This is a genomic window from Magnetospirillum sulfuroxidans, from assembly GCF_018224925.1.
Taxonomy (GTDB): Bacteria; Pseudomonadota; Alphaproteobacteria; order Rhodospirillales; family Magnetospirillaceae; genus Magnetospirillum; species Magnetospirillum sulfuroxidans.
In genome coordinates, this window is sequence record NZ_JAGTUF010000005.1 from 36,892 (window position 1) to 53,771 (window position 16,880).

Consider the following 16,880-nt stretch of genomic DNA (forward strand, 5'->3'; position numbering starts at 1 on the left):
TCCATGCATCTTCTCGCCGCCCAGCCCGGAACCATCAATGACGGCGCCGAAGCCGTCGATCTGGGGCAAAGCCCCGGCGAAGTGGTCATCTTGTCCGCTGCCGACACCGAATTGTCGGCCATCGCCGCCGCTCATGCCCGGCTGGGGGCGCCGTTTTCGCTGCGTCTGGCCAACCTGCTGCGGCTGTCGCATCACCTGTCGGTGGATTTGTACGTCGATCAGGTGATTGCCTCGGCCCGACTGGTGATCATTCGCCTGCTTGGCGGCAAATCCTATTGGCCCTATGGCGTCGAGCAGATTTCCGCCGTGTGCCGCCAGCGCGGCATCGCCTTGGCCTTGCTGCCCGGCGACGACAAGCCCGACCCTGATCTGATGACGGCCAGCACCCTGGCCGGGGCCACCCTGGATCGGGTCTGGCGCTGGCTGATCCAGGGCGGCCCCGACAATGTCACCAGCCTGCTGCGCTGGGCCGCCGGGGCCGAGGATTGGCTGGAACCCAAGCCATTGCCCGCCGCCGGTCCCTATCCGTCGCTGGATTGGGCCACGGATTGGGACCTGGCCAAACCCAGTGCGGTGGTGGTGTTTTACCGCGCCCTGGTCCTGGCCGGCGACATTGCCCCGGTGGATGCTTTGCTTGATGGCCTGCGCGCCCGCGGTCTCAACGCCGCCGCGCTGTATGTGCAATCGCTCAAAGACCCGGCCTCGGCCGGCACGGTGGAAACCATGTTGGCGCGCATGCGCCCCGATGTCATCGTCAACGCCACCGGCTTCGCCGTCGCCACCCCCGGCAAGCCCGAGGACACCGCCTTCGCCGCCAGCGATTGCCCGGTGCTGCAAGTGGTGTTCGCCGGCGGCAGCCGTGAAAACTGGTCCGCCGGCGCCAATGGCCTGGGCCCCAAGGACATCGCCATGAACGTGGCGCTGCCGGAAGTGGATGGCCGCGTCCTCATCCGCGCCGTGTCGTTCAAGGCGGCGCGGCGCGACGCCGCCACCCAGTGCGATCTGGCCCGCCACCAGCCCGAAGCCGACCGCATCGATTTCGCCGCCGCCCTGGCCGCCAATTGGGCCAAATTGCGGCGCAAAAGCCCGGCCACACGCCGAATCATGCTGGTGCTGGCCAATTACCCCAACCGCGACGGCCGGCTGGGCAATGGCGTCGGCCTGGACACCCCCGCCGGCACCGTCCAGGTGCTCCGGGCCCTGCAACAGGCCGGCTATGGTCTTGACACCCTGCCCGCCGACGGCAACGCCTTGCTGACCCTGCTGCAACAGGGCTCGACCAACGATTGGCGGCACTTGGACCAGCGGCAGGAACGCGAAAGCATTGCCCTGCCCGATTATCTGAGTTTTTTCCACTCCCTGCCCGATCAGGTGCAACAGGCGGTGGCACTGCGCTGGGGCACGCCCGAGGCCGATCCATTCTTCCGCCCCGGTGAATTGTCGTGCGGCCGGCTGTTGCTGCCCATCTTGGTGCTGGGCAAAATCGCCATCGGCATCCAGCCGGCACGCGGCTATAACATCGACCCGGCGACCAGCTATCACGATCCCGATCTGGTGCCGCCGCACAATTACCTGGCCTTCCATGCCTGGATGCGTGAACAGTTCCGCGCCGACGCCGTCATCCACATGGGCAAGCACGGCAATCTGGAATGGCTGCCGGGCAAATCGCTGGCGCTGTCCGCCGCCTGCTTCCCCGAGGCCTGTCTGGGGCCGCTGCCCAATTTGTACCCGTTCATCGTCAATGATCCGGGCGAAGGCACCCAGGCCAAGCGCCGGACCAGCGCGGTGATCATCGATCACCTGACGCCGCCGCTGACGCGGGCGGAAAGCTATGGCCCGCTGGCCGAGCTGGAACGGCTGGTGGATGAATATTACGAAGCGGCGGGTGTCGATCCCCGTCGCCTCGCCATTTTGCGCAAGGATATCTTGTCGCTGACCGCCGTCGCCGGGCTGGACGCCGATCTCGGCATTACCCCCGGCGATGATGCCGACGCCGCCTTGAACAAGCTGGACAACCATCTGTGCGAGCTGAAGGAACTGCAAATCCGCGACGGATTGCACATCTTCGGCCTTAGCCCCACCGGGGACCAGCGGCTTGATCTGCTGGTCGCCCTCGCCCGCATCGGCCGCGGCAGCGAAGCGGGACAGCAATCGCTGTTGCGGGCCTTGGCCGACGATCTGTGCTTGGGCTTCGATCCATTGGATTGCGTGCTGGGCGAGGCATGGCAAGGCCCCCGTCCGCCCATCCTGGGCGACGGAACATGGCGAAGCCATGGCGACACCGTCGAACGACTGGAAGCCCTGGCCCGCGCCCTGGTTGCCGGCCAAGCCCCCGATCCGGCCTGGAAACGGACCCAGGCGGTGCTTGATCACATCGCCGCCACCATCGCCCCGGCCGTGGATGGCTGTGGCGCGGCGGAAATCGCCGGGCTGCTGCGCGGATTGGATGGCCGCTTCGTCGCCCCCGGTCCATCCGGGGCGCCGACGCGGGGGCGACCCGACGTATTGCCGACCGGCCGCAATTTCTATTCCGTCGACACCCGCGTCGTTCCCACTCCGGCGGCATGGATGCTGGGGTGGAAATCGGCGCAATTACTGGTCGAGCGTCATTTCCAAGACCACGGCGACTGGCCGCGCGCCATGGCGGTAACCGCCTGGGGCACCAGCAACATGCGCACCGGCGGCGACGACATCGCCCAGGCCCTGGCCCTGCTTGGCGCCCGCCCGACCTGGGACACCGCCTCGCGCCGGGTCACCGGTTTCGAGATTTTGCCGCACACCGTGCTGGACCGGCCGCGCATCGACGTCACCTTGCGGGTCTCGGGTTTTTTCCGTGACGCCTTCCCCGACCTCATCAACCTGTTCGATTCGGCGGTGCGGGCCGTCGCCGCCCTGGACGAGGCCGAGGACGTCAATCCCCTGGCCGCCCGCGTCCGCGCCGAAACGCCGCGCCGGGGCAGCGCCGCCGCCGCCCGCGTATTCGGCTCCAAGCCCGGAGCCTACGGCGCCGGCTTGCAGGCGTTGATCGACGAAGGCGGCTGGAGCGATGAAAGTGATCTGGCCCAGGCCTATATCGCCTGGGGCGGCTGGACCTATGGCGACGGCGCCCAAGGCGAGGCCGCCCATGACCTGTTCCAACACCGTCTGGCCCATATCGAGGCGGTGATCCAAAACCAGGACAACCGCGAACACGATTTGCTGGATTCCGACGATTATTATCAGTTCGAAGGCGGCATGGCGGCGGCGGTCAAGCATGCCAGCGGCACCGCGCCGACGATCTATCACCCCGACCATTCCCGCCCGGAAAGCCCGCGCATCCGCACGCTCTCCGAGGAAATCGCCCGTGTCGTGCGCGCCCGCGCGGTTAATCCGAAATGGATCAACGGAATCATGCGCCACGGCTATAAGGGCGCCTTTGAAATGGCGGCGACGGTGGATTACCTGTTCGCTTTCGCCGCCACCACCGACGCGGTCAAAAACCACCATTTCGATCTGATCGCCGATGCCTATCTCGGCGACGAGACCGTCCGCGCCTTCCTGCAAGCCAATAATCCCGCCGCCTTGGCCGAAATAAAAGCCCGCCTGGGTGAAGCCATTGAACGTGGGTTGTGGAAACCCAGACGCAATTCGGTCCATGCTCTTTTGCACAGTGACACGTAAGTTTCATATTGCCTGACGCCCGGCTGCCGCTATACCAGCGCTGCCTTTGACCGATACGGATGGACCCCATGCCGGAAGCCTCTGCCGACACCGTCGCCCTTGATACCAAGATGACCTCGCGCGATGTCAAGGTTCATTACGGCGACAAGCTGGCGCTTAAGGGCGTCGATCTTGAATTCCGCACCAATGAAGTGACCGCCTTGATCGGACCTTCGGGCTGCGGCAAGTCGACCTTCCTGCGCTGCCTTAACCGCATGAACGACACCATCGGCATTGCCCGCGTCAGCGGCCAGGTGACCTTGGACAACGACCACATCTATGGCCCCAACGGCATCGACCCGGTGCTGCTGCGCATGCGCGTCGGCATGGTGTTCCAAAAACCCAATCCGTTCCCCAAATCGCTTTACGACAACGTCGCCTTCGGCCCGCGCATCCACGGCCTGTACCGCGACAAGGATCATTTGGACGAGATCGTCACCAAGGCGCTGGAAAAGGCCGGGTTGTGGCACGAGGTCAAGGACCGTCTGTACGAAAAGGGCACCGGCATTTCCGGCGGCCAGCAACAGCGCCTGTGCATCGCCCGCGCCATCGCCGTCTCCCCGGAAGTGATCTTGATGGATGAACCCTGTTCGGCGCTGGACCCCATCGCCACCGCCAAGGTCGAGGAACTGATCGACGAATTGCGGGAAAATTTCACCATCGTCATCGTCACCCATTCCATGCAGCAGGCGGCCCGCGTATCGCAGCGCACGGCGTTTTTTCATCTTGGCGAAGTCATCGAAGTCGGCGATACCGAACAGATCTTCACCGCGCCCACCCAGCAATTGACCCAGGGCTATATTACCGGCCGCTTCGGCTGAACGGAGAATTCCCATGCCCACCATCGGCGAGCAACACATCGTCAAGTCCTACGACGACGAAATGAAGCGTCTGCACGACGCCTTGGCCCGCATGGCCGGATTGGCCGAAGCGCAATTGGCCGCCTCGATCGAAGCGCTGGAAAAGCGCGATTCCGACATCGCCACCCAGGTGATGAACAGTGACTACAAGGTTGATGAATGCGAGCATTTCATCAACGAACAAACCGTGCGCCTGCTGGCCTTGCGCGCCCCCGTCGCCGACGACCTGCGATTGGTGATCTCGGCCTTGAAAGCCGCCGGCGACATCGAACGCATCGCCGATCATGCCGCCAACGCGGCGAAGCGGTCGCTGGTGCTGAACCAGATGCCCACCGTCGCGCCCATGCGGTCGCTGGTGCGCATGGGCAAGCTGGTGGCCGAATTGCTGAACGAAGTCCTGGACGCCTTCTTGGCCCATGACGCCGAACGCGCCCTGGCGGTGCGGTCGCGCGATCAGGAAGTGGACGATCTGTATTCCAGCCTGTTCCGCGAAATCCTCACCTACATGATGGAAGACCCGCGCACCATCACCGCCTGTTCGCATCTGATGTTCATCGCCAAGAACATTGAACGGGTCGGCGATCACGCCACCAACATCGCCGAGATGACCTATTTCATCTCGACCGGTCGGGCGCTCAACGACCAGCGGCCCAAGCGCGACACCTCGGCCTTCGAAGGCGCGGTGACCCCCTGATTATTGATCCCGGCCCTTTGAACGTTATCGCCCGGCCAATGAACCGACCCAGCGGATCTGGCCATTGGTCGGGCGGCGTCCTTAAAGTGTCGTATCCTGTGGCGGTCTAACTGCACGCCGCCTCGCCCAGACGATCCCACTTGGCGGCGGGCTGAGTTCTGACCGCTTTGGTCAACTCGATGATTCGCACCCGGAAAATCCGGCCCTGATGCGGTGCCGCCACCTTGCACAGATAGCCGGCATATTGGGGCCAGGCGATATTCTCGGCCTTGACCAGCACGTAGACATTGCCCGAAGTATCGGCGCTGACGTCGATCACCTTGGGCTGCTCGCGGATCGCCGCCAGGGCGGTCGCCTGATCGGCCTGGGCGGGCGCTGCCGCGACGATTGCGGCCACGGCGGCGGCGGTCAGGATACGTTTCATGGCATGCTCCTTTGCATTGGCCCCCCATCTAACCCGAACAGGGGTTAGAAAACGGTTACCCGGCCACCGGTCAGCGGCCGGTCAATGCCGGTAGTTCCGGGAAAGGTCAGGGCCAGCCCGCGCAACGACCGGACCGCCAAAAAGGCGAAAGCTTGCGCCTCCAGCGCGTCGCCATCCCAGCCGACCTGCTCCACCGGTTCCACCGGGGTCCCCAATTCCGCCGCCAATGCCGCCATCAGCGTTGGATTGCGCCGTCCGCCGCCACAGACCAGCCATCGTCGCGGTGGGATCGGACAATGGGTCGCCGCCATGGCAACGGCGCGGGCGGTGAAAGCGGTCAAGGTGGCGGCGCCATCGGCCGCCGATTTGCCGGCGACCAACGTTGCCGCCAGGGATTGGAAATCATCACGATCCAACGATTTCGGCGGCGAAGCGGCAAAATAGGCATGGCGGGAAAACGCCTCCACCGCCGCCATATCGACCTGTCCGGCGGCGGCCAGGGCGCCATCCATGTCCATCGCCATACCGGTATGGCGCAAGGCCCAATCATCGACCAAGGCGTTCCCCGGCCCGGTATCGAAGGCCAGCAAGCGACCATCGGCGCCGATCCAGGTCACGTTACCGACCCCCCCCACATTAAGCACCGCCAGCGGGCCGGCCAGATCGTGGGCCAGGGCCGCGTGATAGACCGGCACCAGCGGCGCCCCCTGCCCGCCCGCGACCACGTCGGCGCTTCGGAAATCGTTAACCACGGTGACGCCGGTCAGCCGCGCCAACAAAGCGGCATCGCCGATCTGCCAGGTCCGGCGCTGGTCGGGACGGTGTAAAATGGTGTGGCCGTGGAAACCGATGACATCAATGGCGGCGGCGCTGATTCCGGCCACATCCAGCAACCGGGTCACCACCTGGGCATGGGCTTCGGTCAGCCGTCGTTCGATCTCGGCCACCGGTCCGCCCCCCCCCAGCACACCGCGCAATCCGGCGCGCAAGCCGTCATCATAGGCGACGGTCAAAGCCGCCCCGGTGGCCGTCACGGTTTCCCCATCGGTTTCGACCAAAGCGGCGTCGATTCCATCCAACGACGTGCCGCTCATCAGCCCCAAGGCCAGCTTGTTCATACGCGATGCGCCTTTGCACTGATTGTTGACCGACGACGATTGTGCTAAACGGGCAAACTTTGTTCAAGCAACCGAATGATTGATGAAGCCATGACCACCGCCCGCTCCGAATTCCTGCGCGTCGTCGCCGAACGCGGCTACATGCATCAGTGTACCGACCTGGAAGCGCTGGACAAGCGCCTGACGCAAGGTCCGGCGGCGGCGTATATCGGTTTTGACTGCACCGCCGAATCGCTGCATGTGGGTGGTCTGATGCAGATCATGCTGCTGCGGTGGTGGCAAAAGACCGGCAACAAGCCGATCGTGCTGATGGGCGGCGGCACCACCCGCATTGGCGACCCTACCGGCAAGGACGAAGCCCGCAAGATGCTGGATGATGCCGCCATCGCCAAGAACATGGCCGGCATCAAAAAGGTTTTCACCAAGTATCTCAGCTTCGGCGATGGCGCCACCGACGCGCAAATGGTCAATAATGCCGACTGGCTGGACCAGTTGAACTACATCGCGTTCCTGCGCGATTACGGCAAGCATTTCACCATCAACCGCATGCTGACCTTTGATTCGGTCAAAATGCGGTTAGAGCGCGAGCAGCCGCTGACCTTCCTGGAATTCAATTACATGATCCTCCAGGGCTATGATTTCGCCGAGCTGTGGAACCGGCATAAATGCGTGCTGCAAATGGGCGGTTCCGACCAATGGGGCAACATCGTCAATGGCGTCGAACTGGGCCGGCGCGTGCATCAGGCTGAACTTTACGGCCTGACCAGCCCGCTTTTGACCACCAGTTCGGGCGCCAAGATGGGCAAGACCGTCGGCGGCGCGGTGTGGTTGAACGCCGACATGCTGTCGCCTTGGGAATTCTGGCAATACTGGCGCAACACCGAAGACGCCGATGTCGGCCGCTTCTTGAAGCTGTACACCGAATTGCCGCTGGATGAAATCGCCCGCCTGGAAGCATTGCAAGGGGCCGAGATCAACGAGGCCAAGAAGGTGCTGGCCAACGAAGTCACCCGCCTGTGCCACGGCGAAGCCGCCGCCAGCGAGGCGGCGGAAACCGCGCGCAAAGCCTTCGAGGAAGGGGCTTTGGCCGACAACCTGCCGACCGTGTCCATCCCAGCCGCCGATCTGGCCGCCGGTATTGCCGCCTTCGCCCTGTTCGTCAAGGCTGGCCTGTCCACGTCCAATGGCGAGGCCCGCCGCCTGCTGCAACAAGGCGGTGGCCGCGTCAACGACATCCAGGTGACCGACCCCGCCTCGGTCATCGGCCAGGATGCCCTCAAGGATGGGGTGATCAAGCTGAGCGCCGGCAAAAAGCGCTTGGCCCTGGTCAAGCCGGAATAAGATAAAGGGGGGGAGGAGACCACCTCCTCCCCCCTTTCCGTTAATCTTGGTTGGGCCAGGCCAAAATGGCGTTGCGCAGGGCGCCCCCGCCCATGCTCACTTCGCCCCAGGCTTCTTCCGTGCCTCGGTTTCCGATCCGTCATCGAAGATGTTGAACAGATTGCGCAGGAATCCGGGGGTCAGGGCCGATAGCGGGTTGACCATGACATCGGGGTCCTGGGTCTCCCCCTTCATGGAATAATTGAAGGCGACCAGACCGCCGCCCTTTTCGCCGCCGGTCACCAGCCAGCCCAGCACCGGGATATTGCCCAGCACCGAATTCAGCGCATAGGCCGGCACCACCGTCCCCTCCAAGGCCATCCGTCCGGCATCCAGATCCAGCTCGCCCTTGGCTGTCAGCCCCAAGGCGGCGCCATAGGCGCGGGCATCGTTCAAGGTCAACAGCCCGTCTTTCAGGACAAAGGGGGCGTCCAAGGTGGAAAAGCCGACGCCCTGATCCTGCATGACATCCAAAATACCGGTCAAGGCCGCCACCGTCAGCAACCGGGCCAAGGCCGGGGCGTTGACGATGTAATAATCCGCCACCTTGATGGTGCCGACCAAGGGTTGACCGTCCTTGTCATCCTCATAGGCGGCATCCACGTCCAGCTTGCCTGAAACCATGTGGGCATAGCTGTCAAAGGCATGCAGTACCGCCCCGGCGTCATCCGAGGTCACCTTGACGGCGCGGCGGTTCGCGGCGGTCTGGCGCAGGCTGAATTCGAAAGCCTTGCCATCGCCGACGCCGCCCTTGACGTGCATCTGCCGCCAGTCCTGATCGTCGCGTTGCAATTGGGCGCTGGCATTGGTCAGCTTGCCGTTTTTGGACAGCCACGCCGTCTTCACCGAACCTTGGATGTTCATGGGCGGCAAATCGGCTTTCTTGCGGTGCTTGTCGGCGCCGGTCAGCGGTGGCGGGTCACCGGGAACCGGGTTTTCCTCGCCCACCACTGGCTCGGCGTTGAATTGTTCACCCTTGGCGACGATGTCCAAGCCACCGCCGGGACGCAGCGTCAGACTGCCCTCAAGATCGGTCCGGCCGCCATAGCTCAGCTTGGAAAAATCCACTCGCCGCGGCCGGCCATCGGCAAAAGCCACGGCGCCGCGCGTCTGCAAATCGCCGGCAACGACGGAAAAGCGCGGAATGGCGGCGATTTCGTTCTTTTCCAACCGCACCGACACCTCGGCGCCGCCGGTTGTGCCCTCGCGCTTGTGCCACCCCAGGCCGGGCAAGCGCATGAAGGCCGGCGACAGATCGACCTTGGCGTCAATGTCGCCCCGGCCGCCGCCATACAGGGTGGCGACCACCTGCGCCGCCACCGGTCCGGTCATGAACGGGGCGACGAAAGGCGGCCCTTCCAGCCGCAGCAGCTTGCGCTGATCCTCGCTGATGGCCGGGACCTTGACCTCATAGCGCGAACGGAAGGCAACGCCCTTGGAGGCGAAATTCTCGCGCCATTTCAAATCGCCGGCGATCGTACCCAAGACGATGGGGCCGCTGGCGTCCAACCCCTTGGCATCGACATCGATTTCCAGATCGCCTTGGGTCAGGTCCAACCCCATCACCACCTTGGGCAGGAACACCTTTTTGACCGAGGAATGAACCTTCACCTCAAGATCATCCAGCCGCAAATTCTTCAGCAACGGGAACTTCAAACGCAACCGGGTAACGCCGTCGCCGCTGACCGTGGCCGGGTCAATGCCCAGGGCGCTGGCATAGCGCAGCGGCTTGTTGTCGATCAGCGTCAGCGCATCACGGGCGGGGCCGGCGATGGTCAGGTCGATATCGGCGAATTGATCGGCGGCATTCAGCCCCGACAGCACGATCCGGCCATCCTTGAGCGACAACCCATAGACCTCGCCACCCTTGACGGCGATGCGGAAATCGGACTGATCGAAAGTGACGTGAGCGGCTGCGTTCTTGACCACCGGCATCGGGTGCAGATAATCGACCTGAACCCCATCGCCGCGCAATTCGCCGGCCAGATGATCGACCGCCAGATCATCGAAATTACCCGAGACCGAATGCGCCGCCAAGGTGGCGTGGGCCTCGCGGGCGATCCCCTTGGACAGGTTGCTCAGCACCCATTCGCGCGGGTTGGGGGCGGCAAAGGCCGGCCACAGGTTCGGCAATTCATCGAACGGCACGTCGTGCAGCGCCAATTCCAAATTCAGCGCGGTCGCCCCGCCCAAACCGTCGGCAACGCCGGACAACAACAGGCGCGGACCACCGAAATCAATGGCCAGTTCATCCAGCCGCGCCCTGGTCAAGCCGGCGAAGGCCGCGCCGCGCAACGACACGCTGTCGACCTTGCGGTGCATGTTCACCGGTTCCGGCAAGTCGAAGAAACCAGCGCTGCCGGCCAGTTCGAAGGTCACCTCGTCCACATGACCGGACAGGTTGCCGCTGGCCCGAACCATACCGGCCAAGGGCAGATCAAGCGCCTTGAGTGGTTTGAGCGGTCCGCCCAATTGGGCCAGCACCGCCGGCCGCAGGCCCGTGACTTCCGCCTCGGCCTTCAACTGTTCGCCATCCTTGCGATATTGCAGCGACGCCAAGGCGGTTCCGGCTTCGCCGCCCAACTCGAATTCCAGATGAAGGGCGCCCTCCAAACCGCCATCAACCCGGCGCATCTCGATATCGGCGTCGGATGCCTGCCAGGTGGTGTTCAGATAAAGATCATCGACCACCAAGACGGCATCGATAATCGCGGCACGTTGCAAGGACCGCCCCGGCTGGGACGGATCGGGCTCTCCCACCAAGGCCGCGACCAAGCCGGCGGCAACGGCGCCGGATGGCTGATCCGGCGTCGCCGCGATGTCTTCGCGGTTGCCGATATCCATTTGCAAACGGCCATCATTGCCGCGCACCAGATGCAGGCGCGGCCGCAGCAAGGTGATGGAATTGGGGGCCAATTCGCCGTTCAGCAGCGCCTTACCCGACAAGGTCAGGGCGATTTCCGGCACCGAGGCGATGGGGCGCGCCCCATCCGCCGTATAGACGTTGACGCCAAGCGCCCGGATTTCCAGGGTGCGCTGATTGGCCGCCAAGGCCAACACGGTCCCGTCCAGGCGCACGGAAATGCCGCCCTCGGGGGCGGTCAGGGCTTCCTCGATATAGGGCGTCAGGAAATCCAGGGCGATGGGGGCGCTGGACAAACGCCACAGCAGCACCGGCAGGATCACCAACAAACCAACGACGAGAACGCCCAGAAGCTGGAACAGGCTTCTGACGGCACCGTGAACCACTACGCCCCTTCCTCCATCATCGACTTGACCCGTCGCCTTGGTTTGACCAGTGTGAAGGAATCACAACATCTGGGAATGCACAAGGTGAACTTTCCGGTCAATGAACAGTTGTTACCAAAGGTCGCCGACCTCGCCCTGATGAGCCGCGGATTCGAACGCTGGGGCGAAATCGCCGACGGCCTGGACGATACCGATCTTTCAGCGTTCATGCGCCAGCTTCCCGGCGATTTGATGGCAAATAAATTGCTGTCGGCGGTTTTCGGCAATTCGCCGTTCCTGACCCAGTGCTGCCTGTTCGAACCGGCCTTCCTGCGCCGGCTGCTGGCCGATGGTCCCGATGCCACCTTTACCGCCCTGTTGGCCGCGTTGGCGGCCGAGGCGGACAGTCAGACCGACATCGCCGGCCTGATGAGGATTTTGCGCATCGCCAAGCGCCGCGTCGCCCTGTTGACCGCCTTGGCCGACATCGCCGGCCTGTGGCCGCTGGAATCGGTGACCGAAGCGCTGGCCGATTTCGCCGAAGCCGCCACCCGTCACGGCTTGCGCTTTTTGCTGCGGCGCGAGGCGGCCAAGGGCGACATCGTTCTGCCCCATGCCGACGACCCGGAAAAAGATTCGGGCGTGATCATCTTGGGCATGGGAAAATTCGGCGCGCGCGAGCTGAACTATTCCAGCGACATCGACATCATCGTTTTCTACGACCATGAAAAGCTTGAGTACAAGGGCCGCAAAACCCTGGCCGAGTGCATGATCGCCGCCACCCGCGATCTGGTGAAGATTTTGGATGAGCGCACCGCCCAAGGCTATGTCTTTCGCACCGATTTGCGCCTGCGTCCCGACCCAGGGTCAACCCCGGTGGCCATTTCCCTGGCGGCGGCGGAAATCTATTACGAAGGCTTTGGCCAGAACTGGGAACGCGCCGCCATGATCAAGGCGCGCCAAGTGGCCGGCGACCCGGTGACCGGCGACTATTTCCTGAAATTCCTCAAGCCGTTCATCTGGCGCAAATCGCTGGATTTCGCCGCCATTCAAGACATCCACTCGATCAAGCGCCAGATCAACGCCCATCGCGGCGGCCGTTGCATCGCCGTGGCCGGTCACAACATCAAGCTGGGACGCGGCGGCATCCGCGAAATCGAATTCTTCGCCCAGACCCAACAGCTGATCTGGGGCGGCCGCGTCCCCGAAATCCGCTGCTGCCGCACCCTTGACGCCATCCGCGCCCTGGCCCTGATGGGGCAAGTCGCCGATCACGCGGTCACCGAACTGGACGAGGCCTATCGTTTCCTGCGCCAGCTCGAGCATCGCTTGCAGATGATCGACGACAAGCAGACCCAGACCTTGCCCGATTCCCCCCAGCGTCTGGCCGAGATCGCCGCCTTCATGGGCTTTGACGGCGCCGAGGATTTCGCCCAGGCCCTGGTCCGCCGCCTGCAAACGGTGGAAAGCCATTATGCCGGCCTGTTCGAGGACGCGCCCGCCCTCTCCAGCGGCGGCAATCTGGTGTTCACCGGCGGCGAAAACGACCCCGAGACCGTGCGCACCATCGCCGACATGGGCTTTCATCAACCCGACACCGTCTGCGACACCATTCGCGGCTGGCACCATGGCCGCATCCGCGCCACCCGCTCGACCCGCGCCCGCGAATTACTGACCGAGCTGACCCCGACTTTGCTGACGGCCCTGGCCGCCACCTCCAGCCCCGACGACGCTTTCTTGCGCCTGGATGAGTTCCTGTCGCGGCTGCCGGCCGGGGTGCCGGTGTTCTCGCTATTTTATTCCAACCCGTCGCTGTTGGAACTGGTGGCCGAATTGATGGGCAACGCCCCCAAGCTGGCCGAACACCTGGCCCACCACACCAGCCAATTGGACGCGGTGGTCGCCCCCAGCTTCTTCGAGCCGCCGGCGACCACGCCCGAGCTGGTGGCCGAACTGAACAAAAGCCTGAACCAGGCCGGCGACTTTCAGGAAATTCTTGATATCAGCCGCCGCTGGACCGCCGAGCACAAATTCCAGGTCGGCGTCCACATCTTGCGCAATATGCTTGAGGCCGATCAGGCGGCCCGCGCCTTCGCCGACATCGCCGACGCGGTGTTGACCAGCTTGTGCCCCAAGGTCGAAGACGAATTGGCCCGCGTCAATGGCCGGGTCGAGGGCGGCCATTGGTGCATCCTGGCCATGGGCAAGATGGGCGGGCACGAAATGACCTCGACCTCGGACATGGATCTGATCCTGATCTATGATTCGCCCGATCCCACGGCCGAATCGGTGGGGGGGCGTGCGTTGGCGGCAACGGCATGGTTCGCCCGACTGGCTCAGCGCGTCGTCAACGCGCTGACCGCCAAGACCGCCGAGGGCACGCTGTACGAAGTCGACATGCGGTTGCGGCCATCGGGCAATTCCGGCCCCATCGCCACCCGTCTGCAATCCTTTGACCGCTATCAACTGGAATCGGCCTGGACCTGGGAGCACATGGCCCTGACCCGCGCCCGCGTGGTTTGCGGCAGCGCCTCTTTGGCGGCCGAGGTCGAGACGATCATCCAACGCACCCTGACGGCGCGGCGCGACACCGCCAAGCTGATCGGCGACGTCGCCGACATGCGCGAGCTGATGGCCAAGGAACACAAGGCCGCCAATCGCTGGGAGGTCAAGCATCTCCGCGGCGGGCTGGTTGATATCGAATTCATCGCCCAGTGGCTGCAATTGCATTACGGCGCCGAACACCCGGAAATCTTGGCCACCAACACCCGTGCGGTGCTGGAACGGGCCAGCGATGCCGGGCTGTTGGCCCGATCCGATTGCGACGCCCTGGTCGATGCCTGGCGCTTGTGGTCGGCGGTACAATTGGTGTTGCGCCAGACCGTGGCCGGCGCCTTCGATGAAAACACGGCGCCGCGCGGCCTAAAGGAAGTGATGGTTCGCGCCACCGGACTGACCGATTTCAAGACCATGGTCGATCGCATGGATGATTGCGCCGCGGCTGCGTTCGAAGTGTTCGAACGGCTGATCGCCGCCCCCGGCCGCGCCATGCGCGAGGCGCGGGCCGGCAATGACAAATCCGTGACCTAAAAACCGTAACTTGATTGTTGGATAGGGACTTATACAAATCCATCGGGTCATCCGGACCGGAACCTCGACAGACGAAGGACGAAGCGATGAGCGTGACCATCGGCCAAAAGGCCCCCGACTTTTCCGTCGTCACCGATGAAGGACCGCGCAGCCTTGACGATTACAAGGGCAAGCGTCTGGTTCTGTATTTCTACCCCAAGGACGACACCTCGGGCTGCACCTCGGAAGCGCAGCAATTTCGCGACGAATATCTGCGCTTCACCATCAACAAGGCGGAAATTCTGGGGGTCTCCAAGGATTCCATCGCTTCGCACGAAAAATTCCGGGCCAAGCACAATCTGCCGTTTCCGCTGGTTTCGGACAGCGAAGGCGCTTTGTGCGAAGCCTTCGGCGTGTGGAAGGAAAAGTCCATGTACGGCAAAAAGCACATGGGCATCGAGCGCTCCACCATCCTGATCGACGAGGACGGGTTGGTTCGCGCCGTCTGGCGCAAGGTCAAGGTGTCCGGCCACATTCACGAAATCCTGGCGGCGCTGCACGATCTGTAATCCTTCCATTGGCGATCATGGGCCGCATCTGCTAAGGACGGCCCATGAACACCTTGTCCGATGCGGCTTTGGCCGCCCTTGCCGCCACCGATCCCGCCGACAAATGCCGCCTGAGCCGGCAAGCCGCCGCCGATTGGCATGGCGGACGTCTCGCTGGTCCCGGCCACAGCCTGCCGCCCGAGCGCCCAGGCCGCCCGGCCCGACCGCAATTGCTGGCCCCCAAAGAGATGCCCAAGCGCGCCTATAAGGGGGATCGCGGCCGCATCGGCCTGCTGCATGCCCTGGCCCATATTGAGCTGAACGCCATTGATCTGGCCTGGGACATCGTCTGCCGCTTCCCGGACGAAGACATGCCCAAGGGGTTTTACGACGACTGGATTCAAGTCGCGGTGGACGAAGCCCTGCATTTCGAGATGTTGCAGAATTTGCTGATTAATCTGGGCTCTGGCTATGGCGAGCTGCCCGCCCATGACGGCTTGTGGCAAGCGGCGGAAAAAACCGCCGACGATCTGGCGGCGCGACTGGTGGTGGTGCCGATGACCCTGGAAGCGCGCGGATTGGACACCACGCCGGCAACCATGGAACGTCTGGCCCGCAACGGCGACACCATGACCCCGCCGGCGCTCAAGGTCATCTATGACGATGAAATCCGCCATGTGGCGGCCGGCGTGCGCTGGTTCAAGCATGTGGCGGCCAAGCGCGGCGTCGACGGCAAAAGCGAATATCAGCGGCTGATGGCCGAACGTTTCCCCGGCGGACTGAAAACCCCGTTCAACCACGCCGCCCGCGCCCAGGCCGGTTTCGACCAGGATTGGTACGAAGAAATGGCCAAGGCCCCCTCGCGCCTGGATGGAGAAAAGCCCTCATAACCTAGACGCAACATGACATCAGACAGTCACCACAAAAAATAGAACAAAACTCCCAACTTGCGTTATTTGGTGACGCTATATCCTTATGAAGACTTGTAGAAGCCAATCGAATGTGTAACGTAACTATTTCAATTAACGTGTTGGGATCACATCCAACAGACGATCAGGCTCTGAGCGACAGGGGATGAAATGTTGGGATACAAAGCTTCACTCGTGGCCTGCCTCATCGGGGGGATGAGCAGCGGGGCCGCCTTGGCGCAGTCGGCGCCGACGGTTGATTGGTCGGGCTTCTACGTCGGCGGCCTTGTGGGCGCAACCAACAGCCAAACACAAGCGAAGACGACCGTTGGATACCAGAAATACCTGAACGCGACCGATGCCGCGCAAATGGCCCGGGCCGGCGACAGCGGTCTGGCCCAATGGCAGCCGTCGGCCGGTTTGGTGGGGGGGTATGGCAAGCAGTTCGGCCACATCCTGCTCGGGCTCGAGGCCAGCGCCAACAGCATTTACCTGAACGATGAGCGCACGGTGAGTGAAAATTACGTCACGGCCCCCGCCTCGCGTTTCATTCTCAGGCAATCGGTCCGGGCCGATTGGATGGCGAGTTTACGCCCCCGGTTGGGTTGGGCGGAAGACAATTGGCTGGGCTATGTCACCGGCGGACTTTCCGTAACGCAGCTGAAACTGGACACCTTGTTCGTTGACAATGCCTGGAGCGGCTATTCCAAAAGCTCGGACACGGAAATCAGAACTGGGTGGAGCCTGGGCCTGGGCGGTGAATACGCGCTGAGCGGGGGATGGGCGCTTCGAGGCGAATATCTCTACACCAATTTCGGGGCCCTGAAGTCAATGTCCGAGACCACATCGACCAATGACTCGGGTGGTAGCCTGGCCCACAAGGCCGACCTCGACACGCACGCGGTGATGGTGGGCCTGACTTACCGGTTCAAGGGGTTTTAAAGGCGCCGTC

11 protein-coding genes are annotated in these 16,880 nt (G+C 63.4%); 8 read left to right on the forward strand and 3 right to left on the reverse strand.

Annotation, left to right across the window (positions count from 1 at the left end):
• Positions 1–3 precede the first annotated feature (3 nt).
• From cobN to phoU, 3 genes are all read left to right on the forward strand, one after another.
• A complete protein-coding gene (gene cobN, locus KEC16_RS07620; RefSeq protein WP_211547486.1) occupies positions 4–3,660 on the forward strand; it encodes a cobaltochelatase subunit CobN in 3,657 nt (1,218 codons plus the stop codon).
• Positions 3,661–3,728: 68 nt separating this feature from the next.
• The gene (pstB, locus tag KEC16_RS07625) at positions 3,729–4,520 is read left to right on the forward strand and encodes a phosphate ABC transporter ATP-binding protein PstB (RefSeq protein ID WP_211547488.1); all 792 of its coding nucleotides are present in this window, start codon (positions 3,729–3,731) and stop codon (positions 4,518–4,520) included.
• A 13-nt stretch (positions 4,521–4,533) separates the two neighbouring features.
• The gene (phoU, locus tag KEC16_RS07630; protein WP_211547490.1) at positions 4,534–5,253 is read left to right on the forward strand and encodes a phosphate signaling complex protein PhoU; all 720 of its coding nucleotides are present in this window, start codon (positions 4,534–4,536) and stop codon (positions 5,251–5,253) included.
• 106 nt (positions 5,254–5,359) lie between these two features.
• Here phoU and KEC16_RS07635 read toward each other — a convergent pair whose 3' ends face one another.
• Both KEC16_RS07635 and KEC16_RS07640 read right to left on the reverse strand, forming a co-directional pair.
• Entirely contained in the window at positions 5,360–5,677 is a 318-nt protein-coding gene (locus KEC16_RS07635) for a hypothetical protein (protein ID WP_211547492.1), read from the reverse strand.
• Positions 5,678–5,721: 44 nt separating this feature from the next.
• Entirely contained in the window at positions 5,722–6,795 is a 1,074-nt protein-coding gene (locus tag KEC16_RS07640) for an anhydro-N-acetylmuramic acid kinase (RefSeq protein ID WP_211547494.1), read from the reverse strand.
• A gap of 90 nt (positions 6,796–6,885) precedes the next feature.
• Here KEC16_RS07640 and tyrS point away from each other — a divergent pair, with 90 nt between their 5' ends.
• Entirely contained in the window at positions 6,886–8,136 is a 1,251-nt protein-coding gene (tyrS, locus tag KEC16_RS07645; protein WP_211547496.1) for a tyrosine--tRNA ligase, read from the forward strand.
• A gap of 96 nt (positions 8,137–8,232) precedes the next feature.
• Here the strand turns inward: tyrS and KEC16_RS07650 are convergent, their stop codons facing one another.
• Positions 8,233–11,424, reverse strand: a complete 3,192-nt coding sequence (locus tag KEC16_RS07650; RefSeq protein WP_211547498.1) for a YhdP family protein — start codon at positions 11,422–11,424, stop codon at positions 8,233–8,235.
• Positions 11,425–11,499: 75 nt separating this feature from the next.
• On the opposite strand from KEC16_RS07650, the gene KEC16_RS07655 reads away from it, so the two are divergent.
• From KEC16_RS07655 to KEC16_RS07670, 4 genes are all read left to right on the forward strand, one after another.
• Complete coding sequence (locus KEC16_RS07655) at positions 11,500–14,493, forward strand: bifunctional [glutamine synthetase] adenylyltransferase/[glutamine synthetase]-adenylyl-L-tyrosine phosphorylase (RefSeq protein WP_211547500.1); 2,994 nt, start codon at positions 11,500–11,502, stop codon at positions 14,491–14,493.
• Positions 14,494–14,579: 86 nt separating this feature from the next.
• Complete coding sequence (locus KEC16_RS07660; protein ID WP_211547502.1) at positions 14,580–15,041, forward strand: peroxiredoxin; 462 nt, start codon at positions 14,580–14,582, stop codon at positions 15,039–15,041.
• Between the two features lie 44 nt (positions 15,042–15,085).
• A complete protein-coding gene (locus KEC16_RS07665; RefSeq protein WP_211547504.1) occupies positions 15,086–15,910 on the forward strand; it encodes a ferritin-like domain-containing protein in 825 nt (274 codons plus the stop codon).
• A gap of 189 nt (positions 15,911–16,099) precedes the next feature.
• A complete protein-coding gene (locus KEC16_RS07670; protein ID WP_211547506.1) occupies positions 16,100–16,870 on the forward strand; it encodes an outer membrane protein in 771 nt (256 codons plus the stop codon).
• Positions 16,871–16,880 lie beyond the last annotated feature (10 nt).